Raw genomic sequence first — 25,856 nt, 5'->3', positions numbered from 1 at the left:
TATTTCGTTTTGGGGCGTTTGAACATGGTAAAAATTCTTTCAGACGGCCTCTTGGTAAAACAAACCGTCCGGCGACGCCGGACGGTTGAAAACGGCAGATTATTGTTTTTTCGCGCCGAAAGAGCCTTGGTAAACACCACCATCATGCTCTGCACTAAAGACACCACCTAGTTCTGCAGCTTTAGGGCCAAAGAAATTCCCCTTCATACGGATACCGTCTTGCTCGCCGCTGAAGGATGAGCCGGAAATTTTACCGGAAACAGGAATATCATTTACATAACCAATCAGGCCTGAGATGGTTTTACGACCGAAATCAACATTAAATTTAGATGTGCTTGTTGTATAAGCTGCACCTTGAAGCAGAATAGCATCACCGACATAAGATGCTTTACCAGAAGTTGGCATAGCATCTGCACCACTAGTTGGCGTAATATTACCAATAGCAAAAGAATCATGATGAAGTGTTGGTTGATAAGTAGGGCTAATAATGCCGACAGTTTGTGCACCGAATTGAACATGGCTGTATTTACGTCCGCTCAAGACAGTTTGACGGGTAGACATTTTATCTTCGGTAGGAGCAGTTTCTCTATAGAAGATAAATGCTGCATTGGCTTTTGATAAATCAATTTTACGGCCGTCAATGGTAACACTAGCATTCATCTTGCCTTGAGGAGTAACGTATTTTGCAGTGTTATAGGATGCATTTGTTGAAGTCATTGCATTACCGCCAACAGCTGTGCTAGGTGTTGGTTGAGACGGAGTGGTCGGTTTAGCCGGAGTTGTAGGAGTGGTCGGTTTAGCCGGAGTTTCAGGAGTAGTCGGTTTAGCTGGAGTTTCAGGAGTAGTTGGTTGAGCTGGAGTCGTAGGAGTAGTCGGTTTAGTTGGAGTAGTCGGTTTAGTTGGAGTAATTGGATTAGTTGGGTTGATATCTGGACCGCTCTCACCATTGCTACTACATGCAGTTACTGCGAACAAAGCGGCACAAACCAAAGCTGTCGTTTTGATTTTTGTGTTCATAAGTTTGAATCCTTAAATATTTGAATATCGGTTAAATCTAGTTAATGACTTTTACGGTCGAAAAAAATTTTACAACAAATACATACACAAACAAACAGATAAGATAGAAAGTGTAGGGGGAAACTATTAGGAAGATAATGATATTTAAATATTTATTTTATGAAATTAAGATGTTATGCATTTTGATATTTTTAAATATTTTTTTGATGTTGTAGGAAAGATACAATATATAAAACAGAATGTTATCAAAAATTAAGAGGAATTGAGTCAGGGTAATATGTATAGTCTTACGTAATAGAGTGTCAAATGCTTTTATTTAATAAACTGTTTAGAGTGCGCTTCAAGTTTGTTTATATTTTTTAAGAGATACATTAAGTCTTTGAAAATATACTTTTAAATTTGGCAGGACTATATTTTCTAATATTCAAATTGGGTATATTTAATTGCATCAATAAATCTATTTTATTGACGATTAAATGGGGTATTTGAGTAGTTTGGATTCATTTTATACATGGTGCTTATTTCTATCTGGATGGATAGCGTCAGAGAAGCATGTTTTGAACATGGCAAATTGAAGTGTTTTTATTTGTAATGAAAAACTGCCATCGTGCATTAAATATGCAGGAGGCAGTTTTTTTAAAGTTGGCTTGCTATATTTGAAATTTTGATAAAAAAGCTTTGATATAAAAGGCTTTTAATCTGATATAAATATTATTATTCTTTCGACGTATTATCTTTGGCTCGTTGAGGCTGCCCCGAGCGTTGGTTGCTGCGGTTGACGGCATCGCGCCATGCTTTGCGTTCGGCTTCGATTTTGGCGGCTACTTCGTGAACCATGGTTTCTTGTTTTTTGACGGCCGGCTCTTTGGGTGTATTGTCGGAAAAGTGGAGTCCGTACCACAAGGCGGCGAAAATGCTGCAGACGAAGATCACGGCAATCAGGCCGACGATGGCTTGTTTGCCAGCGAGGGGTTTTTCGGGGGGAGGGACGAGGACATCGAAGCAGTCGGCGCAATCGAGGGCGAAGCAGACATTTTCAGCTTCTTTGCGGCCGCGCCGGCCTTCTGTGATGTTGAAGGAGATATGTTGCCCTTCGGCCGGAAGGCGGGTAAGGGTAGTGAAGGCGGCAAGGGCAAGAAAGATTTCTTGGCCTGTGTCTTCTATGGTAGCGGCGCCGAAGCCGCGCTTGCTGTTCCAGCGAGTAATCGTTCCGTAATAGCGCATAATGTATGTGGGGATATTATTATAGGTAACAGTTTTTCTTTTGACTGATTTTAAATCAAAAAGTTTAGTTATTGTCTTAATTTTACACTAGATTTGGCTTGTTGGAAGAAGGCGGGCCGTCTGAAGGATTTCAGACGGCCTGCATGGTTTATGCCTATTTATTAAGCACTTTTTGGAAGGTGTCGATCAGGTGTTGCGCTATGGCTCGGCTGCCGAATTGTTGCAGGCAATCTTGGCGCAAACGGACGGGATCGTAGTGTGCATGGTTTTCGTAGAGGGTGAGCAATGCTTTGGTTAGTTCTGGTATGTTTTCGATTGGCACCAGCAGGCCGTTGTCGGAAGTGACGATGGATTCGGGGCCGCCGCAGCGTGTGGCGATAACGGGCAAACCTTGCGACAGTGCTTCGATATAGACGACGCCGAAAGTCTCGGTACGGCTGGCGAGGACGAATGCGTTGCTGTGGCGCATGAGGTCTAGGGTTTGGTCGGTGGTCAATGCGCCGGTAAAGGTAACGGCGTGGTTGATGCACAAGTCGCTTGCCAGTTGTTTCAGACGGCCTTCTTCTGCGCCGCCGCCGCCGATTTTGAGTTTGAGTTGCGGATAGGTTTTGAGTGCTTCGGCAAAAGCAGGCAGGAGCAGGTCGTGGCCTTTGAGGTGGCGCAGGTGGGAGACGCTGCAGAAGGTGAAGTCTTGATGGTTTTTTTCGGGGAATTCGAAATCCTGTTCAAAATTGCCGCCCAGCATATTGGGCAGGTATTGCCAGTCTGTACCGGCGTAGGTTTTTTCGAGAATGCGGCAGAAATCACGGCTGACGGCGAACCGTGCCGCGCTGTGGCGCACGGCTTCGTGCATGGACGGCCATTGGTTTTTGCGGACAAGGCCGCGTGAGATGGCGCTGCTGTGTTCGGTAATCACATAGGGAATGCCGTATTTTTTGAAGATGGCGCAGGCCAAAATGGCGGCGTAGTTGACGCAATGGGCGTGAATTACGTCGGGTTTGCCGTTGTCGGCGATGTAGGCTTCAAAAGCTTTCATGCCTGCGTTGACCCAGCGGATGCGGTCGATGTCGACAACCGGGCAGCGCGGGAAGAAATACATGCTGTCGTAGGCGTAAGTGTTGAGTCCGCCTTGCTGATGGCGGCGCAGGCCGTAGAAGCGCGAGAAGATGGTTTTCGGCTGGCTTCTCAAGTAGCGGAACATGGGAACGACCATGCCGATTTTCATACCTTCGCGTTGCAGGGCTTGGGCTTGGAGGCGGAAAAAGATTCCGTCCACGTCGGTTTCGGAAGAGGGGTACCAAGAGGGGATGACGACAATATGCATGATGTGTTTTTTATAGAAGTAGATAACGGCGAGGCCGTCTGAAAAGAAAAGATATCTTTCAGACGGCCTTTTGTATATTTAGTTCAATCAGTTGCCGGCAACCGTCATTTTGGAAACCAAGACGGAGCCGATTTGGTTGGACGAACGGCGTAATGCGTCGTCTGCCACGCCGATAATGTCGCGGTACATATCCTTCAAACGTCCGGCAATGGTGATTTCCTGAACCGGATAGGCAATGACGCCGTTTTCCACCCAAAATCCGGCCGCGCCGCGCGAGTAGTCGCCAGTAATGGTGTTGACGCCTTGTCCCATCAATTCGGTAACCAGCAAACCTGTCCCCATTTCTTTCAACAGGTCGGCCTGCGTGGCGTGGGTGTGGTTCAGATACAGATTGTGCGCGCCGCCGGCGTTGCCCGTTGTCTTCATGCCGAGTTTTTTCGCGCTGTAACTGCTGAGGAAATAGCCTTCGACGACGCCGTCTTTCACCACAAAACGCGGCTGCGTAGCCACGCCTTCGGCATCGAAATAAGTGCTGCGGAACGAGCGCAGGATATGCGGTTCTTCACGAAGGCTGAGAAACTCGGGCAGCACCTGTTTGCCGATGCTGTCAATCAGGAAGCTGCTTTGGCGGTAGAGCGCGCCGCCGCTGAGTGCGCCGATAAGGTGGCCGATTAAGCCGACGGCAACAGTGGTGTCGAACAGTACGGGATAGCTGCCGGTCGGAACGCTGCGGCTGTTCAGACGGCGTAAAGTCCGTTCGGCCGCAGTTTTACCGATGAGTTCGGGCGCATCCATGTCTTCGTGACGGCAGGAAGAATCGTACCAATAGTCGCGCTGCATGCCGTGTTCGTCGCTGGCGACTACGCTGCAAGAAATGCTGTGGTGCGTGCTTTGCTGGTGTGCGGCAAAGCCGTGGGTGTTGCCGTAAACGTATTGGTAATGGCCGGTATGAACCGATGCGCCTTCCGAATTTTCAATGCGTTTGTCCGTTGACAGCGCGGCCTGTTCGCATTGCTTGGCCAAATCAATGGCGGATTCGGTACTCAAATCCCATTCGTGGTAGCGGTCGAGGTCGCCGATATGGGTTGCCATCAAGGCAGCGTCGGCAAGGCCGGCGCAATCGTCTTCGGCGGTATAGCGCGCAATATCGATGGCGGCCTTGACCGTATCTTGCAGGGCGCGTTCGGAGAAGTCGGCAGTGCTGGCGCGGCCTTTGCGTTGGCCGACATAGACCGTAATGTCTAAAGATTTGTCTTGTTGGAACTCGATTTGTTCGATTTCGCCCAGGCGCACGCTGACGCTTTGGCCGAGCGACTCGCTGAAATCGGCTTCGGCCGAGGTGGCGCCGGATTGTTTGGCCAAATCCAGCGTGTGTCCGCACAAGCGCAACAGCTCGTCCGGTGTGTGATTAAACAGCATAAAAAGGTTTCCTGACAGGGTTTTGCGGCATTTTAACCGTTTCAGACGGCCACTGCAAAAATCGCACGGAAAGGCCGTCTGAAAACTGATAAAATAGGCAGATTCAGAAAATCAGGTAAACACAATGTTTGAACAAGAAGACGAATGGGTCAGCAAAACCCAAATGAAAAAGCAGATGAACGATTTGCAGGCTTTGGGTATGGAATTGACCAAGCTCTCCAGCGATACGCTGAAAAAAATCGGCTTGGACGAAGACTTGTTTGAAGCCATCGCCACCTATAAAAAAATCACGTCCAACAGCGCGCTCAAACGCCAAGCCCAATTTATCGGCCGCCTGATGCGCGATACCGACCCCGCACCCATCGAAGCCTATTTGGCGAAACTGCGCGGTGACAATACGGCGCACAATGCCTTTTTGCAACGCGTCGAGCAGGCACGTACCCGACTGTTGGCAGACGATGGCGCGATTACCCAATTTATGGCCGATTTTCCGCAAGCCGACGCCGGTAAATTGCGCACTTTAATCCGCAACACCAAAAAAGAGCAGGAACAAAACAAACCGCCGAAAAACTTCCGCGCGCTGTTCCAAGAAATTAAAGCGGTGATGGAGGCCGGTCAATCCGATGCTTCAGAAGAAGGGCAGGATTGGGAGGAATAAACCTTAAGGCCGTCTGAAAACGGATTGCGGTTTTCAGACGGCCTGTATCGTAATACCGAAGGAGGATGACCATGAAATTTCGCCGCTTTGTACCCGCTTTGTTAATCAGTGTACTAACCCTGAATGGTTGTACTGCCTTTCTTTGGGGAGGGAATAACCCGTTCCATAAAACGACAACCGAAAAAACCGTTGCCAAAGACAATATTCAAGCATTTGGCGTGGTTGCCAAAGACAATACGCAATTGGAAACAGGTAGCTTGGTCATGATGGGCAAAAAATATTGGTTTGTCGTTAATCCTAAAGATTCGGCCAAGTTGAAGGCGGTCTTGGATGTTAAATTGGACAAACAGTTTCAAATGGTTCAGCAAAACCCAAGATATGCGTATAAGGCTTTGCCGGTCGAATTGAAATCCCCTGAAGCGCAAACTTTCCGCTCGAATTTCTGCCTGCGTTACGATACTCAAAAAGTTGCCGAGATTGCCAAGTTGAAACAGCTGGCGTTCAAGCCGGTCGAACTCGATGACGAAACTGTCTACACACGGTGTATTTCTACCGAAGGTCATTATTACGCAACGCCGAAAAATGTTGCTGAAGACCGCCGTTTTGATACTGCCGTCCCGGTCAGAATTTATTATACGGAAACCAAAAAAAGCACAGACGTTCAGAAGTTGACGGAGAATATCCTGCAAACACCATTTACATTGGCTTTGGACGCAGTCGGCGCAGTGATAGCAGTCCCCTATGTCGTAGTCAGTGAAATTATCGATGCTTCACGCAAATAATATCCAAGGCTGTCATCCCTGCAGGGGATAGAAAAAAGGCACATCCCATGCTTTTATAAGCGTGAATTAGAATCACCTTGAAATTAAATATTTTGAGATACATTATGAAATGTTGATAGAGATTTTTCTTATGACCAATATATGACCAATAATAGTAAAATTCGAATGACAAACAAAAATAGAAGTCTTTATAAAGGATTAATTATGCAATTAAGAAACTTAGCAGTATTACCAATTGTTATGTCACTTGTGTTTTTATCAGCTTGCGAAGTAAGTAACCATGAAAAACATTCTGAAATCCAACAATCAACCTCAAAAGGAAAAAGCAAAATGCAACCCCAAAGTCCTATGCTGAAAGAAATTTTTGCCAGTGAAAAGTACATCGAACCCGGTCAGTCCAAAGATGTAAGCCATATTGTTGCTAAATATCTCCCGATTGGTTCTTCTAAAAAGGAGGTAATTGAAAAATTGACCGAGATGAATCAACACTACAGCGATAAAGGACATATTATCTACGCAGGCTATGGCAAACAGATTCACCCGATGATTCCTAATCCAGAGGTAATGATTGAATTAAAATTTAACGCTTCTGGCTATCTGGAAAATATCGATAGTGAATTCTATTATGCTCAATAACAATAGGAGAATATAAATGGCAAACGAAAAAATTGAAGTCGGCTATCGGCATATCGGCACATTTGCGAATGTAGATTATCACCACAAATTTCTACTCTATACTGATAAAACGGGACAACAATATACTATCAGTGGATGGGTGGGTAAAGAAATTTCCCCACAACTTCCTTTGGGAAAAATCCATATTGAAACCGGCTTACCAAAGAATATTGGTTTACCATATAATGCCCAAAATCCGGATAATTTCAATAATAGGAAAACTGCTTGGTATAAAAGTTTAGATAAAGAACCTATTTCTCCACAAAAGCAATACCGCGAGCTAATCGCTGAAGCTCCTGATTTATCAGCCAAATGGGCTGAAATGGTACGCAATGCTCAAAGCAAGAACAATATCTATCCTTATGATTACTTAAGGCAAAATTCCAATACCCTTGCCGATACCTTATTGCGTGAAGCAGGCTTTCCTGAGCCTGAAAAAGATGGAATATTCCAACATCTTGCCCCAGGTTCGGGAAATAAGCTGAATAAGAGTCTTGTGCCGAAAGATCCTGAGGATCCGCATATCTCCGACATCAAAGATTTGAGTTATCTTGATGAAGAGAAACTCAGAGGAAATCCTCAGTACACCATGCAAATTCAAGAAGAAACATCTCACCATGTCGAAACAGCGGCAACAACCGACAATCCCAAGCCTCAATCCAAATACGAAGAAACTATGGCGATGCTGCAAGGATTATTGAATGATACCGACGGTTCGTATGCAAAAAAACTTTTGGCTGATAATCCTGACAAAGTGGCCAGTTTCAATGAAAGAGTCCAACAGACTTTAGAAGAAGAGTGGCAACAACAGCTTGTTGCTCAAGAAAACCAAAATATTCAACAAGAAAAACAACGAGGCTTCTCTCGTTCTGTCTGAAGCAAACATTACTCTGACTAATGTAGCTTGAGGGGTCGTCTGAAAAACGGTTTTCAGATGACTTCATCCTTTTACAATATCCCTTTCAAATATACAAAACTATCCTTGATTTCCACATCATGTCCGTCAAAATCCAAACACGTTCCATTAATCCGACTGTTTTCAACGACTTGCTCACTGCCGGTACCGATCCTTTGATTGCGCGGCTGTGTGCTGCGCGTGATGTGCAAAGTCCGGCCGAGTTGGATGACAAGCTTGCTGCGCTTTTGCCGTATCAAACGCTGACAAATTGCGAAGCCGCCGCCGGCCGTTTGGCAGATGCGGTTGAGCGTCAGGAAAAAATCCTGATTGTCGCCGACTACGATGCCGACGGAGCGACGGCGTGTGCCGTCGGTATGAGCGGTTTGGCGGCGATGGGGGCGAAAGTGGATTTTCTTGTGCCCAACCGCTTTGAACACGGCTACGGCTTAACGCCCGAGTTGGCCGAAATCGCGGCAGAGCAGGGTGTGGATTTATTGGTGACGGTAGATAACGGTATCGCCAGCATTGCAGGCGTGGCGCGTGCGCAGGAGTTGGGTTTGGATGTGATTGTGACCGACCACCATCTGCCTGCCGAGACCATACCCGACTGCATCATCGTCAATCCAAACCAAAAAGGCTGCGGTTTCCAAAGCAAAAGCTTGGCGGGCGTGGGCGTGATTTTTTATGTATTAATGGCTTTGCGTGCCGAACTGCGCCGCCGCAATTATTTTTCAGACGGCCTAAAAGAGCCGAATCTGGGCGACCTTTTGGATTTGGTCGCACTCGGTACCGTCGCCGATGTCGTCTCCCTCGACCACAACAACCGTATCCTTGTGTCGCAAGGTTTGAAACGGATGCGTTCGGGCAAAATGCGCCCGGGCATCCGCGCCTTGTTTGAAGTGGCGCGACGGGATTGGCGCAAGGCTCAGCCGTTTGATATGGGCTTTGCGTTGGGACCGCGCATCAATGCGGCCGGACGGCTGGACGATATGTCGGTCGGCATTGCCTGTTTGTTGGCGCGAGATGATGCCGAAGCGCAGGAACTGGCGGCCCAGTTAAACAACCTCAATATCGAACGTCGCGAAATCGAGCAGTCTATGCTGCAAGACGCGCTGAATGATTTTCCCGAAACCCTGCCTCCAGGGCAGACGACTTTGGTGGCGTATCGCGACGACTTCCATCAAGGCGTGGTCGGCATTGTTGCCAGCCGCCTCAAAGACCGTTTTTATCGTCCGACCATCGTGTTTGCGCCTGCCGACAATGGCGAAGTGCGCGGTTCGGGGCGTTCCATTCCCAATTTGCACCTGCGCGACGCTTTGGATTTGGTATCCAAACGCCACCCCGATTTGATTTTGAAATTCGGCGGACACGCGATGGCAGCGGGTTTGAGCATACTCGAACACAATATTCCCGCATTTCAGACGGCCTTTGAAGAAGCCGTGCGCGAGATGGTGTGCGAAGACGATTTGTCGCAAACCTATATTACCGACGGCAGCCTGCCTGCCCGCGATATTACGCTGGAACAGGCGCAGAACCTTGCCCGCCACGTTTGGGGGCAGGGCTTCGCGCCGCCGAGTTTTACCGACGAATTTCACGTTGTCCGCCAGCAGCCTCTAGGCGCGGAAGGCAAACATAAAAAAGTCTGGCTGCAAAAAGACGGCTACGAATTTGAAGCCATGTTCTGGCGTTGCAGTGAAGACATTCCCGAATACATCCGCACGGTGTACCGCCCCGTTGCCAACGAATGGCGGAATAATCTCGAATTGCAGCTTTATATCGACTACTGGGAAGCCGCGTAAACAAAGGCCGTCTGAATCATGAAGAAACAAAAAACTTGGCTCGGCTTTTCTTTGGCGCTGCTTGCCACCATGACTTGGGGTTCGCTGCCGGTAGCGGCGCAACAGGCCTTAAAAGCCGTTGATGCGCCCACGTTGGTGTGGATACGCTTTTTAGTGGCTTCGCTGGTGTTGTTTGCGTTGTTGGGACTGACCGGCCAGCTGCCGCGGCCGTCTGAATTTTCCAAGCAAACCTTATTTTTATTGGTACTGGGTATTATCGGTATTTCCGCCAACTTTGTGCTCGTTGCCATGGGTTTGCACTATATTTCGCCGACAACCACGCAGGTGTTGTGGCAACTCTCGCCCTTTACCATGATTTTGGTCGGCGTAGGCGTGTTTAAAGAAGCCTTTACGCGCTGGCAAAAAATCGGCTTGATGCTTTTGCTAACGGGTTTGGTCATGTTTTTCAACGACAAATTCGGCGAACTTCTCAGCTTGGGCAGCTACGCGGTCGGGGTAATCATGGCGGCTTCGGGTAGCATGATTTGGGTGTGCTACGGCGTGGCGCAAAAACTTTTGTCCAAACATTTCAATTCGCAACAAATCCTGCTCATGATTTATTTTTACAGCAGCTTTGTTTTCCTGCCGTTTGCCGAACCATCACAAATCGCCCATATCGGCAATCCGTTTTTATGGGGCTGCTTTATCTATTGCTGCTTGAACACGCTGATCGGCTACGGTTCATTCGGCGAAGCGCTCAACCATTGGGACGCTTCAAAAGTCAGTATTGTTACCACGCTGATACCCGTATTTACCATGATATTTTCCACCATCGGTCATTACCTTTCCCCTGATTATTTTGCCGCTTCGGATATGAATATCGTCAGCTATGTGGGTGCCATGGTGGTTGTGGCAGGAGCCTTGCTGGCTGTGGCCGGAGAGAAAGTGATGGGGCTTTTTTTGAGAAAGATATAAAGCATTTATTGCGAAACAGAATAAACAAGGCCGTCTGAAACAGGTTTCAGACGGCCTCTATATTTTCTAAATCAGATTACTGTGAATCACCGAATCAATAGAAGCCTTCGCGTTCTTCACGGGTGCTGATGTAGATATTTTTCACTTGAGTGTAGGCGGCGAGCATCATTTTGTGGGTTTCGCGGCCGATACCTGAAGTTTTGTAGCCGCCAAACGGCGCGCCGGCAGGCAGGCGGTTGTAGCAGTTTACCCAAACGCGGCCGGTTTCCAATGCGTTGGAAACACGCAGGCAGCGGTTGATGCCGGTACTCCACACTGCGCCGCCCAAGCCGTATTCGCTGTCGTTGGCCATTTTGATGACTTCTTCTTCGGTTTTGAATTTAATCACGGTGGCAACCGGGCCGAAGATTTCTTCTTGGGCAACGCGGGCTTCGTTGCTGCTGGCCTCAATCAAAGTAGGCTCGACAAATTCGCCTTTGCCCAATTCGCCTTCGATTTTTTTACCGCCGGTAATGATGCGGCAGCCTTCTTGTTCGCCGATTTTGACGTATTTCAAAATGGTCTCGAGTTGGCCGGCATTGACTTGCGAACCCATTTGGGTATCGTCTTCCCAAGGCAGGCCGACTTTGATTTTTTTGAATTCTTCAGCCAAAGCATTGACGAATTTGTCGTAAATGCCTTCTTGTACAAAAATGCGCGAACCGGCGCAGCACACTTGGCCTTGGTTGAACAAAATACCTTTTTGCGCGCCTTCGAGGGCTTTGTCGAAAGGCATATCGTCGAAGAAGATGTTGGCGGATTTACCGCCCAATTCCAAAGTGGACGGAATCAGCAATTCGGCGGCGGCGATGCCGACGCGGCGGCCGACTTCGGTTGAGCCGGTAAAGGCCAGTTTGTTGAAGCCTTTGTGGTGCAACATGTATTCGCCGGATTTGGAACCGCGGCCGGTAATCACGTTCAACACGCCTTTAGGCAGCAAGTGGTTGATTTTTTGAACGAAGGACAACAGGCTCAATGAAGTGCTGGAAGAAGGGTGGATGACGATGGTACAACCTGCGGCCAATGCCGGAGCGATTTTCCATGCGGCCATCAAGAATGGGAAGTTCCAAGGAATGATTTGGCCGACAACGCCGATCGGTTCGCGCAAAACGATGGATAGGTCTTCGGCGTCAAGCTGGGTTGCCGTGCCTTCTTCGCCGCGGATGACGCTGGCGAAATAGCGGAAATGGTCGGAAGCCAAAGGTACGTCGGCGGCGCGGGTTTCGCGGATGGGTTTGCCGTTGTCCAAGGTTTCTTGCAGGGCGAACAATTCGGCGTTTTCGTCAATTACATCGGCGATTTTGTTCAAAATGGCCGCGCGTTCGGCAGTCGTGGTTTTACGCCATGTTTTGAACGCTTCTTGCGCAGCGGCCACGGCAGCATCGACATCGGCGTCGGTTGCGTCTGTGAACTTGGCCAATTCATCGCCATTGGCAGGGTTGTAAGAGGATAAAAGTTTGCCTTCGCTACCTTTCGTCCATTCGCCGTTGATTAAAAGACCATATTCTTTATCAAACACATTTAAATCTTTTGCCATAATGCTCTCTCCTTAATGAATGGGAAGGCGTGTTTCTGCGCCATAAAAACAGCTTATGCTTTTTTCTTTTTAGGTTCAAGTACTAAAAATGAGAATGTTCTCAAAATTTACATTTTCAATGTTGTTTCATGTAGCAGGCCGTCTGAAAAATAAAGGATTTGATTGAAATGAAAGTGTATTTGTTAATATATTTAAAGATTTATACGACTTAAATGAATTTTGTTATGGTATAACATCATAAATCATTGTTTTAAAAAAGATTATGGGTTGACGGCTGAGGATATGGGGAGTATTCTCATTCATAGCTAAACAGTTTTTCGACACTCTAGGAGACGCTCCATGAAAATGCATGCTGTGGTAGTAAACAAAGATGTAGCAGGTGATGTAGAAGTTGTTGAACGCGAACTGCGTCCGCTGGAATACGGCGAGGCGTTGGTGGAAGTTGAGTATTGCGGCGTGTGCCACACCGACTTGCACGTTGCGGCAGGCGATTACGGCGACAAACCGGGTCGCGTGTTGGGACACGAAGGCATCGGTTTGGTTAAAGAGGTTGCCGACGGCGTGAAAAATCTGAAAGTCGGCGACCGTGTCAGCATCGCATGGCTATTCCAAAGCTGCGGTTCTTGCGAATACTGCAATACCGGCCGCGAAACCTTGTGCCGCTCTGTATTGAACGCAGGCTATACTGCCGACGGCGGCATGGCGACCCACTGTATCGTCGATGCGGACTACGCCGTTAAAGTACCCGACGGTCTTGACCCTGCGCAAGCTTCGAGCATTACTTGTGCCGGTGTGACCACTTATAAAGCGATTAAAGTTTCCGGTGTCCGTCCGGGTCAATGGATTGCGATTTACGGCGCAGGTGGTTTGGGTAACTTGGCAGTTCAATACGCGAAAAAAGTATTCGGCGCACACGTTGTCGCCATCGACATCAACGATGAAAAACTGGCATTCGCTAAAGAAAGCGGCGCTGATTTAGTCATCAACGCCGCCAAAGAAGACGCTGCCAAAGTGATCCAAGAAAAAACCGGCGGCGCACACGCAGCCGTTGTTACCGCCGTATCCGCCGCCGCGTTCAACTCCGCTGTGGACTGCGTCCGTGCAGGCGGCCGCGTCGTTGCCATTGGTCTGCCGCCCGAATCTATGGACCTGTCCATCCCGCGTCTGGTCTTGGACGGCATCGAAGTGGTCGGCTCTCTGGTCGGTACCCGTAAAGATTTGGAAGAAGCATTCCAATTCGGCGCAGAAGGCTTGGTTGTGCCTAAAGTCGAGTTGCGTGCTTTGGATGAAGCGCCTGCCATCTTCCAAGAAATGCGCGAAGGTAAAATTACCGGCCGCATGGTGATTGATATGAACAAAGAGTGCAGCTGCATTCATCACTAATCAAATGATTCTGTGATAAAAAGGCCGTCTGAAAAATTTCAGACGGCCTTTTTTATTGGATTGGATAACTTACAGCGTAAAGCCGCTTTCAAATACGCGGATTTCTCCGCTGACAGGATCGGTAAACTCTATTCTTTTGGCCAGAAGTTTTAAAGGTTTGTCGTAGTCTTCATCACCGGCCGCCAATGGGGTAGGGTAAAGCGCATCGTTCATCAGAGGCATATTCAAACTCATCATATGCACGCGGAGCTGGTGTTTCTTTCCGGTATGCGGCGTGAGGCGGTAGAGGCTGAATGCGCCGCGGTTTTCGATAAGTTCGATGGTCGTGTGGGCGTTGGGTTCGCCTTCCGTTTCCCGTGTGAGAAAGAATTTTTCGCCGCGTTCCATTCGTGACGAAATATCCAGCGGATAGTTCAAATCCGTCCGCGTCGGCGCCACCGCTTCATAGGTTTTTCGGACGGTTTTTTCTTGGAACATGGTCTGATAATCGCGACGCGTAGCAGGGTTGAGCGAAAGCAGAATAACACCTGCCGTATCTTTATCCAAGCGATGAATCGGCGTAATGTCTTCAACATTCAAATGCTGTAATTCCGGCCGCAAACGCAGGCGCGTGAGCAAGGTTTCCCGCAAAAACCTGCCGCTGGGGATGACGGGCAGAAAATGCGGTTTGTCCACCACAATCAGGTGCTCATCAATATGCAAAATCTTTTCTTCAAACGGAATACGCGGCTCGCTCTCACGGCTGGTTTCACGGTAATAAAACATCGTCTTGCCGGGTTCGAACAAAGTATTCTCATCAAACGGCACGCCATCCGAACCCACCACAAAACCGCTGTTCAGCCGCCGCCGCCAGTTTTCTTCGCCGACAAAGGGAAAATGAGCGCATAAAAAATGTAGCAGCGGCAAGCCGTAAAACTGCTTTTCATGCGGCAAAACCAAGTAGCTGGGTTTGACACCGTCTAAAAGAGGTAGGGGATTGGTACGTTTTTTCATGCGGCGGATTGTACTCGGTTTCGGGAAGTTTTTCAGATGGTTTTTCGGATTGAGGAAGTGCGGCAGGTTGTCATTTATGTCTGATGTTTATATGGTTTATCGAACATAAGAGCCTGTACAATGTGGAAAATTACCGTTTGTATGTCAGTAAGTTCGCCTATACATAACTTCCGCTATAATTAAGGTCGTCTGAAAACCTTGTATTTGGTTTTCAGATGACCTTTTGACAGTCCAAGAAGGGAAAATCGATGAACGCATTAATAACCGCCGCCGTATTTTCAGTCTTCAGCCTGAATGCCTGCGGCGGTTCGGAGAAAAGCATGAGTGTTCAGGAACAAACCGAAGCAAGATTTCAGTTGAATCCCCATCCCAAACAGGCATACCGCCTTAAAATCAAAATCAACGACGCGCCCGGGCCGTTGGTGTCGATGAATGATACCTATATCCGCTATATGGCACGGGATTGCTCGTATGTTATCAATCATATCGAAGGCGTAACGTCTCACCCTAGGAAATACGTCGATATTCCGCTTCGTCAAGTCGGTAAAGATGAATATGAAGCCTCTTTCTATTTTGATGCCGTACAGGATGAAGATTACTTTGGCGAAGGTGTCTGCCATTGGAAACCTGACGGCTTCGGTGGAACGTTCAAGGCAACGGGAAAAGAAGAGGAAACAGGGTTTACCATCAGTGATGTAATGAGAAACCTGTTGGAGAAAAAAACATTGACTAAGTATTATTGGAAATGGTCATATCCTTATTTTACACGGGAAGATGGTTCCATTTCTCCGGATTTTGTCAATTTCGGTATTACCTCTCCTGAACTGTATAGTGCCGAAGAACATAAAGAAATGTTTACCATAACTGTAACTCTTGAGGAAATCAAACCATGAGTAATATCACTAGACAGCAGCAAGCCGATTTGGCCAAAGATGCCTACGAGACTCGGATGGTAACCAAACCCGGCGAGTCCATCACTATCGGAGGCAACGATTACAAAGTCTTGGCCGTCCGCAACAACCCTGTAACAGATTACCAAGGCACGGTGTACCAAGATGTCCGAACCAATGAAATTATCGTTACCCACCGAGGAACGGCCAGCGTTACGGATGGTATCATCGACCTTGCGATGGTGATCAACAGTGTCAACTATCAGGCTGCTGAATCGAAAAAACAATGTCTATATTGTGAAGAATAGTTATGAAATATTTTAAAAATCTGTCAACTAAAAAGTTGTTATCTTTTTTCTCATTATTTGTGCTTTCCAGTTGCACCCCTTCTTCCGTAATCAGTGATGAGGATTGGAAAAAAGCTGAAAACACTCCCCTGCCGTTTTCTTATATTGCACCTAATGCACACTACATATGTATCCAAAGTTCATACCAACCTTATGAGGATTTTATTTCTTCAAACCATCTGCCACATATTCCCGAAAAAGAGTTTTCCATGCTGACACAGGACGGACAGGAAATTTGGTGGTTGTTTTCGACTGACGGAAAAGTACAGGAAAAACGGTTTAATGGAGGGAAATATCCTAAAATTTCTCAAAATCAAAGTTTTTGTGCCAATTTACAAAATGCTTGCCTGTTTGTTGACAAAAGGTCGTCTGAAAAGCGGTATGAAATTCATTCGTGTATTAATTTGAAAAAGGAAAAAATTTGATGAGTGCTGAATATGCTTATGAAAAAAGCCATAGTCCTGTTAATGATTTTTTTACAGGGCATGTGGCAAGTGCTGCTATTAATGAAAGTGTAGGTTCTCATTTGCCTGGCCGCAGTGATGGACCTGCTGATGCGTATCGACATGTTTTGCTTTCTGCCGAGTTGACTCGTCGTTATGGAGAAAATTATGCACGGTTTATTTTATCTGCACATGAATTTACAGGAAATATGCAGGATCAGACTAAAGAAGCCAATGAGATGGATGTGCATAATAATGAACTAGGTATCAAAATTGGAAACAGATTACGCCAGCAAAGAGGAGGCAGTTCTTGGGAGGACGTGGTAATAGAAGCAAGAAAAACCATTGTTCCTAATGATCCAAATGGAAATAACGCTCGGTGGCTGCCACAAGACAAGTGGAAAGTAAATCCCAAATTGGATGGTAAAGAGCTTCCTGTCGGGCATAAGGATGTTAATTGGCCTGTAAATTGGAAACCAGGGGCATATTCCAAATATCCCATTCCACATTTAGAAGATTATGATACTCATCATGATCAACATTCTTCACTATCGCCTTTAGAAATGGAAATTCTAGGACAGTATTATCCTAACCTTGTTGCTTCGGGCGGTTATATAAAAAACACCTTTTATCAGTATGATAATGAGAATGAATGGGTCGATATTACTAAACCCTTAGCCAAAAACGCCTCTGCCGACGAATTCCGCGAATACGGTTTTGCAGCCTTGCTGTCGGATGACGACGACAAAATGCACGCTGCCTTGGACAGCCTGCTGGATTCCGATGTCGGGCGCGGTTTGCGGCAGAATGCAGACAAGGTTTATGCCGCACAGGAACGCGAGCAAGAAATGGCGCGCTTGGCGGAAGAGCAGGCGCGGCAGGTTGATGCGCCTGTGATGCGGATGGGCCGCGGTTAGGAGGAAGGATGGAATTGGAACAGAAAATCGACAGCTTGGCAGATAATGTCATTGCTTTGGCGGGACAAACGGAAAAGCGTGCGAAAAATGCAGAACAGCTGGCGGTGCAGGCACAGCGGGTATTGGATTCTTCGTCAAACCGTTTGGATGGTTCTGCCGAAAGAATCAGGCAGGAAGCGGTAGAAGCGGTTCGGTCGGGCTTGGAGCAGTCGGTCGGGAAATTCACGGAGCGGCTGGAAACGACGGGGCGTTGGCTGCTGGAAACCGTCCGCGAAGTGGAAGGCAGGCAGCAGAAATCGGCAAAGGATTTGAGAAAGTTGGTTTGGGCGTCGGTCGCAGTCTTTGCGCTGACCGGATTGCTGTGTTTCGGTACGGTGATTTATCTGATTCAAGCTGTAAGAACAGAAAATAAACAGATAGAGTGGATGGCTGATATTAATAAAGCGGTGCAAGATGGTAAATTAGTCCAATGCAGTGAGGATGGTGGAGTTTGTGTGAAGATTGGTAAGAAAACAGTTAGATTGGATAGATAAGAGCGTTTAATTGATTACAGGCCGTCTGAAACTTTCAGACGGCCTTTTGATTTGTTCCCAACCTCACAAACCCTTAAAAATCAGCTATAATGCCCAACTATTTGATTTTCGCTTATCCCATATTGAAATGGCACAAAAAATTCAATCTGTAAAAGGTATGAACGACCTTTTACCTGTCGAACAAAAAGATTTTAAACTGACGGCTGCGTTTTGGCAGGCGTTTGAAGATACGGTTGGTCGCTGGACACGCGCTTACGGCTATCAGCAAATCCGTACGCCGATTGTCGAGCAAACCGGTTTGTTTGTCCGCTCCATCGGCGAGGAGACCGATGTGGTCGGCAAGGAAATGTACACCTTCTCCGATTCAAACGATTCTTTGAGTTTGAGCCTGCGTCCCGAAGGTACGGCTTCTTGTCTGCGTGCGGTGGTTGAACACAACCTTCTGTACAACAGCCCGCAAAAGCTGTGGTATATGGGGCCGATGTTCCGCCGTGAACGTCCGCAAAAAGGCCGTTATCGTCAGTTCCATCAGGTCGGTATCGAGGCTTTGGGTTTTGAAGGGCCGGATATTGATGCGGAAATCATCGCGATGTCTGCCGACTTATGGGAAAAATTGGGTATTCGCGAATACCTGACTTTGGAAATCAACAGCTTGGGCAACCGTGAGGAACGCGCGGCACACCGTGCGGCATTGGTTGAATATTTGACCCACTATGAGGCGCAACTGGATGAAGACAGCAAACGCCGTCTGAAAACCAATCCTTTGCGCGTTTTGGATACGAAAAACCCTGATTTGCAGGAAATCTGCAATGCGGCGCCGCGTCTGGTAGATTACTTGGGCGAGGCTTCGCAAAACCACTATGCACGCTTCAAGGCGATGTTGGACGGTTTGGGTATTCAATATGTTGAAAATCCGCGCTTGGTACGCGGTTTGGATTACTACAATCAGACGGTTTTTGAGTGGACGACCGACAAACTCGGCGCGCAGGCGACTGTGTGCGGTGGCGGCCGTTACGATGGTTTGATTGAAGAACTTGGCGGTAAGCCTGCGCCGTCTATCGGCTTTGCGATGGGTATTGAGCGCCTGCTGCTTTTGGTGAGCGAATACGGCTCGTTGGAAGTGAACGCTGCGCCTGATGTCTATGCAATGCACCAAGGCGAAGGTGCGGACTTGCAGGTAATGAAATACGCGCAAGCCTTGCGCGCACAAGGTTTCAATGTGATGCAGCATTCCGGCTATCAAAGCTTGAAAGCGCAAATGAAAAAAGCAGACAACAGTGGCGCACGCTTTGCCCTGATTGTGGCTCAGGATGAGCTGGCAAACGGTACGGTTACCCTGAAAGATATGCAGGGCAAACACGAACAGAAAACCGTTGCCGCCGCTGATTTGACAGACACTTTACAACAATGGAAGAACGCATAAATGGCAGCCCATTTGGAAGAACAACAAGAGTTAGACAACTTTAAATATTTTTGGAAACGCACCGGCCGTTGGATCTTTGCCTTGTTGATCGTGGCGGCTTTGGGGTATTTGGGTTACACCATTTACCAAGGCCAAAAAGCTTCAAAAGATCAGGAAGCCGCCGCCGTATTGGCGCAAATGGTTGAAAAGGCGCAGCAAAAAACCGACCCCAAAGCCATCAACGCCGATTTGGCCGAATTGCAAAAAAACTATCCTGATTCCATTTCGACAGCCCAAGCTACGTTGATGGTAGCGGCGACCGAGTTTGATGCCGGCCGTTATGATGTGGCGGAAGGTCATTTGAATTGGGTGCTGAAAAACCAAAACGCACCGCTGGTTCAAGCTTTGGCAGCCCAGCGTTTGGGCGTTGTCCTGTTGCAGCAGAAAAAATACGATGCCGCCATCAATGCCCTGAATACTCAGGTTGAGGCTGACTTCGAGCCTTTGATGCTGGAAACCAAAGGCGATGTTTACGTTGCCCAAAATAAAACCAAAGAAGCCGTACAAAGTTACGAAGCTGCTTTGAGCAAATTGCCGCAAACCGCAGTAGGCCGCGAATTGCTGCAAATGAAAATCGACAGCTTGAAATAAGTTTGTTTGAAATCAAGGCCGTCTGAAGTTGCCATGACTTTTCAGACGGCCTACACTTATCCTTATCAACCGTGTTTTTAAAACACCTGCTTGTGTTCCGCTCCCGTTTTTAGGCGGCACTTGACACAGAAAGACTCCATCATGAAACCAACCATCGCGCTTGTCGGCCGCCCCAATGTCGGCAAATCTACCTTATTCAACCGTTTGACGCGCACCAAAGACGCGCTCGTGCATGACTTGCCCGGCCTGACGCGTGACCGCCATTACGGTCATGGCAAAGTCGGCAGCAAACCTTATTTGGTCATTGATACCGGCGGTTTTGAGCCGATTGTGGACAGCGGCATTTTGCACGAAATGGCAAAACAAACCTTGCAGGCTGTCGATGAAGCCGATGCGGTTGTGTTTTTGGTGGACGGCCGTACCGGTTTGACGCCGCAAGATAAAATCATTGCCGACCGTTTGCGCCAAAGTCCGCGTCCTGTTTATTTGGCTGTGAATAAAGGCGAGGGCGGCAATAGGGCCGTGCTTGCCGCCGAGTTCTACGAACTTGCCTTGGGCGACCCTTATGTGATTTCAGGTGCGCACGGCGATGGCGTGTATTATCTGATTGAAGATATTTTGGAAACCTTCCCAGAGCCTGAAAAGGAAGAGGAAGAAGCGAAACATCCTGTTTTTGCTGTAATCGGCCGTCCAAATGTCGGTAAATCGACCTTGGTAAACGCCATTCTCGGCGAGGAACGCGTGATTGCCTTCGATATGGCAGGCACGACGCGCGACAGTATCCATATTGATTTTGAACGTGAAGGCAAACCGTTTACCATCATCGATACCGCAGGTGTGCGCCGTCGCGGCAAAGTGGATGAAGCAGTAGAAAAGTTCTCTGTTATCAAAGCCATGCAGGCGGTTGAAGCGGCAAATGTTGCCGTCTTGGTGTTGGATGCGCAACAAGATATCGCCGACCAAGATGCGACGATTGCAGGTTTTGCTTTGGAAGCAGGCCGTGCCTTGGTGGTGGCGGTCAACAAATGGGACGGCATCAGCGAAGAGCGCCGCGAGCAAGTGAAACGTGATATCAACCGCAAATTGTATTTCCTTGATTTTGCTAAGTTCCACTTTATTTCTGCGTTGAAAGAGCGCGGTATAGACGGTTTGTTTGACAGCATTCAGGCTGCCTACAACGCGGCGATGATTAAGATGCCGACGCCGAAAATCACGCGCGTATTGCAAAGCGCGATTGAGCGGCAACAACCGCCGCGTGCTGGCTTGGTGCGCCCGAAAATGCGTTATGCCCACCAAGGCGGCATGAATCCGCCGGTGATTGTGGTACACGGTAATTCGCTGCATGCTATTTCAGACAGCTACACACGCTATTTGACCCAAACATTCCGCAAAGCCTTCAATCTGCAAGGTACTCCGCTCAGAATTCAATACAATGTTTCGGAAAACCCGTATGAAAATGCGGAAGACAAACCGAAGAAAAAACCGTTGCGCCGTGTCAGCTTGAGCAACCGTATTGAGAAACGCGAAGGCCGCAAGGAAGAGAAAAACCGCTTCAAGAAGAAAACCAAAGTCAGCGTGAAAAAACAATTCAGTAAATAAACACAAAGGCCGTCTGAACCATTTCAGACGGCCTTTTTATAATGAAAAACAGCTTATTAGAGCTCCATGGTATATTTTCGATAGAGTTTGCCGAATTTAAAAAAAACATTCAATTTGAATTGGGAATTGTTGTGAATATGGAAATGAAACAGTCGGTTTGACGGGAAGTTCCCTCATTGCTGGATTCCTAAACGGTGTGATAGAAAAAAATAGTTGGTAATTTATCCTATTCGGGGCTACAATCCCATCAAACGCCGATTTTGGCGTCTTTACAATCATAATAATGGAGCTCAAGAATATGACAGCTAAAGGACAAATGTTACAAGATCCTTTTTTGAATGCGTTGCGTAAAGAGCACGTTCCGGTTTCAATCTACTTGGTAAACGGCATCAAGCTGCAAGGTCAAGTGGAATCATTCGACCAGTACGTTGTTCTGCTGCGTAATACTTCCGTCACTCAAATGGTTTACAAACACGCTATCTCAACAATCGTTCCTGCACGCGCAGTCAGCCTGCAACACGAAAACAAACAACCTCAAGCCGCTGCCGCAGCTGCTCCGGTTCAAGTTGAGACTGTGCAACAACCTGCCGAATAAATGATGTAACGCATTCCTGTTTTTCAATACCTTACCGCTTTTGCGGTAGGGTATTTTTATTTTCAGACGACCTTTATCATGCTGCTTGAAAACATTCTTCCCTTTGCCCACTCCCTGTTACGACAAGCCTTAAAAGCAGGCGGCCGCGCTTTGGATGCGACGGCCGGAAACGGACATGATACTTTGCTGTTGGCGCAATTGGTTGGCGAAACGGGTAAGGTGTGGGCTTTTGATGTGCAATCTAAAGCACTGACGCAGACTCAAGGCCGTCTGAAAGAAAACGGCGTAGATGGCCGGGTAGCCCTGATACATGATGGCCATGAAAACCTTTCATCTTATATCGACGAGCCTTTAGATGCCGCAGTATTTAATTTCGGTTGGCTGCCGGGCGGCGATAAAAGCTGTACGACTGAGGCGGCAAGCAGCATCCGTGCGCTGACGGATACTTTGGGTTTGCTGAAAGAGGGCGGCCTTGCTGTGGCGGTATTGTATCCGGGACATGAAACCGGCCGAATAGAAGCTGAGGCGATTGTACAATGGGCGGAGGCTTTGCCGCAGGAAGCCTTTGCCGTGTTGCGCTATGGCTTTGTCAACCGCCGCAATGCGCCGCCCTATCTGCTGGCGGTTGAAAAGTTGCGTCAGAAATAGATGTTTGCGGTAAAATAGCCGCTTTAATTCCCTCTACCGACAAGAAACTGTTATGCAATACCTGTTCGTCAAATACAGCCACCAGATTTTTGTAACCATTACCATTTTGCTGTTTAACATCCGCTTTTTCATGCTTTGGCGTCATCCTGAAAAACCGTTGGCAGGCATTTGGAAAGCCATGCCGCATTTGAACGACACCATGTTGCTGTTTACCGGCTTGTGGCTGATGAAGATTACCCATTTTTCGCCGTTCAATGCGCCGTGGCTCGGCATGAAAATCCTGTTGTTGCTGGTTTATATTGTATTGGGCATGATTATGATGCGTTCGCGTCCGCGTTCGCCGAAATTTTATATCGTCTACATTTTGGCCATGTCGTGTGTTGCCACGATTGTTTTCCTTGCCAAAACCAAAACACTGCCGTTTTAAAAGAGGCCGTCTGAAATGTATCCGCATTTTGCCGTTATTGCTTTGGGCAGTAATCTTGCTAATCCTGCCGAACAGGTTCGCGCAGCTTTGGCCGAATTGGCCGCGCATCCGCATATCCGGCTCGAAAAGGCTTCTTCCCTGTATCTGACTGCGCCGGTCGGCTATGACAATCAGCCCGATTTTGTGAACGCCGTTTGTACCGTGAAAACTTCATTGGACGGCGTAGCGCTGTTGGCAGAGTTAAACCGCATCGAGGCCAAATTTGGGCGCGAACGTAGCTTCCGTAATGCGCCGCGCACCTTGGATTTGGATATCATCGATTTTGACGGTATCCGCAGCGATGACCCGCATCTGACCTTGCCGCATCCGCGCGCGCATGAGCGCAGTTTCGTTATGTTGCCGCTGGCAGAAATTCTTCCGGATTTCGAGTTGGGCGAGCATGGCCGTGCGGCTGATTTGGCTCAAACTTTGGGCGGGCAGGGGATTCGCCTGTTAAAAGAATAAAGGCCGTCTGAAAAACAGGCTGAAACAAGAAAGGGCGTGTTGGACACGCCTTTTTTGCTATAAAATATTGTTGGGAAACACATTACAAAGAGTTACTATGAATCCTCGTTATATTGTTGTCGAAGGCGCCATCGGTAGCGGCAAGACCGCTTTGAGCCGCCGCTTGGCAGAGCATTTCAGCGCGTTGCTGTTGTCGGAGAATCCGGATCACAATCCGTTTCTTATGAAGTTTTACAGCAATGTTTCCAATAATGGCTTGGCTGCCGAGCTTTTCTTCCTAACGCGCCGCGCTGAAAGCGTGAATATTATTGAAGACCATTGTGCGCAAGGTGGAATGGTTGTGGCTGATTTTCTGCCGGAAAAAGACCGCATTTTTACGCCCATCGTTTTGAATGATGACGAGCGGCAGCTTTTTGCCGATATAAAGCAACGCATTTTGCCGCAATACGCGGAACCCGATGTGGTAATTTATCTGCAAACCGCCGTCGAAAACAACCGCAAACGTCTGCAAAAACGTCAAGAGGGTATCATCAGCTTGTTTCCCGAAGGCTATTTGGGACGGGTGCATGACGAATACAGTCATTTCTTCCATTTGTATCAAAGCGCGCCTTTGCTGACCGTCAATGCCGATGAGTTGGATTTGGCTGGCAATGACGACCACTTCCAGCTTTTGTTGCGCGCATTGGAAGATTTTCAAGGTACGCGCAGTTATTTGAATTTAAGCGAAAAATAAACGCAGGCTAGGTTTAGGCCGTCTGAAAGGAACAATATGTCAAAATATCAATTCACACTCCCATCTTCTTCCGGCAGCGATTTTAACTCCGATGAACATTTACCGTTGGTTGTCTATTTTTATCCTAAAGACAGCACGCCCGGCTGTACCACTGAAGGCTTGGATTTCAATGCCCGATTGGAACAATTCAAAGCATTGGGCTATACCGTTGTCGGCATTTCGCGCGACGGCGTCAAATCGCATCAAAATTTCTGCGCCAAACAAGGCTTCCAGTTTGAATTGTTGAGCGATAAAGAAGAAACCGTCTGCAAACTGTTTGATGTGATCAAGCTGAAAAAGCTTTACGGCAAAGAATCCCTCGGCATTGAGCGCAGCACGTTTGTGCTGGACGAAAACGGCGAAATCACCCATGAGTGGCGCAAAGTTAAAGTGGCCGGACACGCGCAGGAAGTGTTGGATACAATCTCTCAAGCCTCTTAAATAGGGCTTTGAAAACCTAAGGCCGTCTGAACGGATGTAAAGTCATGCCGTTCAGACGGCCTTTCAATCAGTTTGATGAATATGGACGATTTAATAGACAAGTTGCTTGAATCTCTTTGGCTGCAAGACCGGCTCAGCCACAATACGCTGCAAAGTTACCGCCGTGATTTGGTCAAAATCGCTGCGCGTTTGTCTGAGGTTGGACAGGATTGGTTGAGTGCCGATGAGTTTGCCCTGTCTGATGCCGTGTATGCGGAGGGGGAAAAAAACACGTCCCAAGCGCGGGCATTGTCGGCTTGCAAGCGCATGTACGGCTGGTTGGAAGAAACGGGCCAAAGGGCAGACAATCCCACCCGTTTTCTCAAAGCACCGAAATCGGAACGCAAATTGCCCACATTGATTACCGAAGCCCAAATCGACGCGCTGCTGGCTGCGCCGGATGTGGAAACGCCGCACGGACTGCGCGACAAAGCTTTGCTTGAAGTCATGTATGCAACAGGTTTGCGCGTGACCGAGGCCGTCAAATTGACGCTCAGCGATATCGATTTGCATCGCGGCAGTATCCGCACCATAGGCAAGGGCGACAAATTGCGTCTGGTTCCGCTGGGGCAGGAAGCGGCGTATTGGGTGGAACGATATTGCAACGAATCTCGCCCGTTGTTGCTGAAAAACAAAATCTGCGACGAAGTGTTTGTCAGCCAGAAACGCAGCGGCATCAGCCGTCAGCTTGCATGGATGATAGTCAAAGAATATGCCGAAGCAGCCGGTATTGCTTCGCTCAGTCCGCACGGTTTGCGCCATGCTTTTGCCACGCATTTGGTCAATCACGGCGTCGATTTGCGCTCGGTCCAGATGATGTTGGGACATTCCGACATCAATACTACGCAGATTTATACCCATGTGGCCAATATCCGTTTGAAAAACATGGTTGACGAACACCATTCCCGTTCATGAACAAGGCGGCATCTCGAAGATGCCGCCTTTT

At 48.0% G+C, this 25,856-nt stretch carries 28 protein-coding genes; 22 read left to right on the top strand and 6 right to left on the bottom strand.

Going from position 1 to position 25,856, the window contains the following annotated elements:
- Window positions 1–99: 99 nt before the first annotated feature.
- The 4 genes from HMPREF2551_RS08610 to pmbA form a co-directional block, all read right to left on the bottom strand.
- Window positions 100–1,017, bottom strand: coding sequence for a transferrin-binding protein-like solute binding protein (locus HMPREF2551_RS08610; RefSeq protein WP_168167198.1), 918 nt, complete (start codon window positions 1,015–1,017; stop codon window positions 100–102).
- A 714-nt stretch (window positions 1,018–1,731) separates the two neighbouring features.
- On the bottom strand, window positions 1,732–2,241 hold the full coding sequence (locus HMPREF2551_RS08605) for a cold-shock protein (RefSeq protein WP_070838467.1): 510 nt from the start codon (window positions 2,239–2,241) through the stop codon (window positions 1,732–1,734).
- Window positions 2,242–2,395: 154 nt separating this feature from the next.
- Window positions 2,396–3,565 (bottom strand): glycosyltransferase, encoded by a 1,170-nt coding sequence (locus tag HMPREF2551_RS08600; protein ID WP_070838465.1) that lies wholly within the window; start codon window positions 3,563–3,565, stop codon window positions 2,396–2,398.
- A gap of 87 nt (window positions 3,566–3,652) precedes the next feature.
- On the bottom strand, window positions 3,653–4,984 hold the full coding sequence (gene pmbA, locus HMPREF2551_RS08595; RefSeq protein ID WP_070838463.1) for a metalloprotease PmbA: 1,332 nt from the start codon (window positions 4,982–4,984) through the stop codon (window positions 3,653–3,655).
- Between the two features lie 124 nt (window positions 4,985–5,108).
- Between pmbA and yjgA the strand changes: the two genes are divergently transcribed.
- The 6 genes from yjgA (at window position 5,109) to HMPREF2551_RS08565 (ending at window position 10,750) form a co-directional block, all read left to right on the top strand.
- Window positions 5,109–5,642, top strand: coding sequence for a ribosome biogenesis factor YjgA (yjgA, locus tag HMPREF2551_RS08590; RefSeq protein WP_070838461.1), 534 nt, complete (start codon window positions 5,109–5,111; stop codon window positions 5,640–5,642).
- Window positions 5,643–5,713: 71 nt separating this feature from the next.
- Entirely contained in the window at window positions 5,714–6,424 is a 711-nt protein-coding gene (locus HMPREF2551_RS08585; protein ID WP_070838459.1) for a hypothetical protein, read from the top strand.
- A 141-nt stretch (window positions 6,425–6,565) separates the two neighbouring features.
- Window positions 6,566–7,060: a hypothetical protein gene (locus HMPREF2551_RS08580; protein WP_283122421.1), complete on the top strand. Its 495-nt coding sequence runs from the start codon at window positions 6,566–6,568 to the stop codon at window positions 7,058–7,060.
- A gap of 16 nt (window positions 7,061–7,076) precedes the next feature.
- A complete protein-coding gene (locus HMPREF2551_RS08575; RefSeq protein WP_070838457.1) occupies window positions 7,077–7,976 on the top strand; it encodes a hypothetical protein in 900 nt (299 codons plus the stop codon).
- A 119-nt stretch (window positions 7,977–8,095) separates the two neighbouring features.
- A complete protein-coding gene (recJ, locus tag HMPREF2551_RS08570; protein WP_070838455.1) occupies window positions 8,096–9,796 on the top strand; it encodes a single-stranded-DNA-specific exonuclease RecJ in 1,701 nt (566 codons plus the stop codon).
- 18 nt (window positions 9,797–9,814) lie between these two features.
- On the top strand, window positions 9,815–10,750 hold the full coding sequence (locus tag HMPREF2551_RS08565) for a DMT family transporter (protein WP_070838453.1): 936 nt from the start codon (window positions 9,815–9,817) through the stop codon (window positions 10,748–10,750).
- Window positions 10,751–10,844: 94 nt separating this feature from the next.
- On the opposite strand, the gene HMPREF2551_RS08560 is transcribed toward HMPREF2551_RS08565, so the two are convergent.
- Window positions 10,845–12,326 (bottom strand): aldehyde dehydrogenase family protein, encoded by a 1,482-nt coding sequence (locus HMPREF2551_RS08560; RefSeq protein ID WP_070838451.1) that lies wholly within the window; start codon window positions 12,324–12,326, stop codon window positions 10,845–10,847.
- A gap of 339 nt (window positions 12,327–12,665) precedes the next feature.
- On the opposite strand from HMPREF2551_RS08560, the gene adhP reads away from it, so the two are divergent.
- Window positions 12,666–13,709: an alcohol dehydrogenase AdhP gene (adhP, locus tag HMPREF2551_RS08555; RefSeq protein ID WP_083323129.1), complete on the top strand. Its 1,044-nt coding sequence runs from the start codon at window positions 12,666–12,668 to the stop codon at window positions 13,707–13,709.
- A gap of 69 nt (window positions 13,710–13,778) precedes the next feature.
- Here the strand turns inward: adhP and HMPREF2551_RS08550 are convergent, their stop codons facing one another.
- On the bottom strand, window positions 13,779–14,702 hold the full coding sequence (locus HMPREF2551_RS08550) for an RluA family pseudouridine synthase (RefSeq protein WP_070838449.1): 924 nt from the start codon (window positions 14,700–14,702) through the stop codon (window positions 13,779–13,781).
- A 248-nt stretch (window positions 14,703–14,950) separates the two neighbouring features.
- Here HMPREF2551_RS08550 and HMPREF2551_RS08545 point away from each other — a divergent pair, with 248 nt between their 5' ends.
- The 15 genes from HMPREF2551_RS08545 (at window position 14,951) to xerD (ending at window position 25,825) form a co-directional block, all read left to right on the top strand.
- Window positions 14,951–15,595 carry a hypothetical protein gene (locus tag HMPREF2551_RS08545; RefSeq protein ID WP_083323128.1) on the top strand — a complete coding sequence of 215 codons (645 nt, stop codon included), beginning with the start codon at window positions 14,951–14,953 and terminating at the stop codon, window positions 15,593–15,595.
- A complete protein-coding gene (locus HMPREF2551_RS08540; RefSeq protein ID WP_070838447.1) occupies window positions 15,592–15,900 on the top strand; it encodes an alpha/beta hydrolase family protein in 309 nt (102 codons plus the stop codon). Before HMPREF2551_RS08545 ends, HMPREF2551_RS08540 begins: the two co-directional genes overlap by 4 nt.
- A gap of 2 nt (window positions 15,901–15,902) precedes the next feature.
- The gene (locus HMPREF2551_RS10540) at window positions 15,903–16,364 is read left to right on the top strand and encodes a hypothetical protein (RefSeq protein ID WP_143128525.1); all 462 of its coding nucleotides are present in this window, start codon (window positions 15,903–15,905) and stop codon (window positions 16,362–16,364) included.
- A complete protein-coding gene (locus HMPREF2551_RS10755) occupies window positions 16,364–17,299 on the top strand; it encodes a DUF6973 domain-containing protein (protein WP_070838443.1) in 936 nt (311 codons plus the stop codon). Before HMPREF2551_RS10540 ends, HMPREF2551_RS10755 begins: the two co-directional genes overlap by 1 nt.
- A gap of 8 nt (window positions 17,300–17,307) precedes the next feature.
- A complete protein-coding gene (locus HMPREF2551_RS08525) occupies window positions 17,308–17,832 on the top strand; it encodes a hypothetical protein (protein ID WP_070838441.1) in 525 nt (174 codons plus the stop codon).
- A 127-nt stretch (window positions 17,833–17,959) separates the two neighbouring features.
- Window positions 17,960–19,255 (top strand): histidine--tRNA ligase, encoded by a 1,296-nt coding sequence (hisS, locus tag HMPREF2551_RS08520; protein ID WP_070838678.1) that lies wholly within the window; start codon window positions 17,960–17,962, stop codon window positions 19,253–19,255.
- Window positions 19,256–19,885 carry a YfgM family protein gene (locus tag HMPREF2551_RS08515; RefSeq protein ID WP_049322720.1) on the top strand — a complete coding sequence of 210 codons (630 nt, stop codon included), beginning with the start codon at window positions 19,256–19,258 and terminating at the stop codon, window positions 19,883–19,885. It abuts the gene before it with no gap.
- Between the two features lie 141 nt (window positions 19,886–20,026).
- The gene (gene der, locus HMPREF2551_RS08510) at window positions 20,027–21,484 is read left to right on the top strand and encodes a ribosome biogenesis GTPase Der (protein WP_070838440.1); all 1,458 of its coding nucleotides are present in this window, start codon (window positions 20,027–20,029) and stop codon (window positions 21,482–21,484) included.
- Between the two features lie 298 nt (window positions 21,485–21,782).
- Window positions 21,783–22,079 carry an RNA chaperone Hfq gene (gene hfq, locus HMPREF2551_RS08505; RefSeq protein WP_036493792.1) on the top strand — a complete coding sequence of 99 codons (297 nt, stop codon included), beginning with the start codon at window positions 21,783–21,785 and terminating at the stop codon, window positions 22,077–22,079.
- 78 nt (window positions 22,080–22,157) lie between these two features.
- The gene (locus tag HMPREF2551_RS08500; protein ID WP_070838438.1) at window positions 22,158–22,727 is read left to right on the top strand and encodes a tRNA 5-(aminomethyl)-2-thiouridylate-methyltransferase MnmM; all 570 of its coding nucleotides are present in this window, start codon (window positions 22,158–22,160) and stop codon (window positions 22,725–22,727) included.
- A gap of 52 nt (window positions 22,728–22,779) precedes the next feature.
- Complete coding sequence (locus HMPREF2551_RS08495; protein ID WP_036491806.1) at window positions 22,780–23,154, top strand: SirB2 family protein; 375 nt, start codon at window positions 22,780–22,782, stop codon at window positions 23,152–23,154.
- 15 nt (window positions 23,155–23,169) lie between these two features.
- Complete coding sequence (folK, locus tag HMPREF2551_RS08490; protein WP_070838436.1) at window positions 23,170–23,658, top strand: 2-amino-4-hydroxy-6-hydroxymethyldihydropteridine diphosphokinase; 489 nt, start codon at window positions 23,170–23,172, stop codon at window positions 23,656–23,658.
- Window positions 23,659–23,755: 97 nt separating this feature from the next.
- Window positions 23,756–24,391, top strand: a complete 636-nt coding sequence (locus HMPREF2551_RS08485) for a deoxynucleoside kinase (protein WP_070838434.1) — start codon at window positions 23,756–23,758, stop codon at window positions 24,389–24,391.
- A gap of 36 nt (window positions 24,392–24,427) precedes the next feature.
- Entirely contained in the window at window positions 24,428–24,871 is a 444-nt protein-coding gene (locus HMPREF2551_RS08480; RefSeq protein WP_070838432.1) for a peroxiredoxin, read from the top strand.
- 81 nt (window positions 24,872–24,952) lie between these two features.
- On the top strand, window positions 24,953–25,825 hold the full coding sequence (xerD, locus tag HMPREF2551_RS08475; RefSeq protein ID WP_070838430.1) for a site-specific tyrosine recombinase XerD: 873 nt from the start codon (window positions 24,953–24,955) through the stop codon (window positions 25,823–25,825).
- Window positions 25,826–25,856 lie beyond the last annotated feature (31 nt).

Origin of the sequence: Neisseria sp. HMSC066H01 (assembly GCF_001837375.1) — a bacterium.
In the GTDB taxonomy this organism is placed as follows: domain Bacteria; phylum Pseudomonadota; class Gammaproteobacteria; order Burkholderiales; family Neisseriaceae; genus Neisseria.
This window is presented reverse-complemented; position numbering and strand designations above follow the sequence as displayed.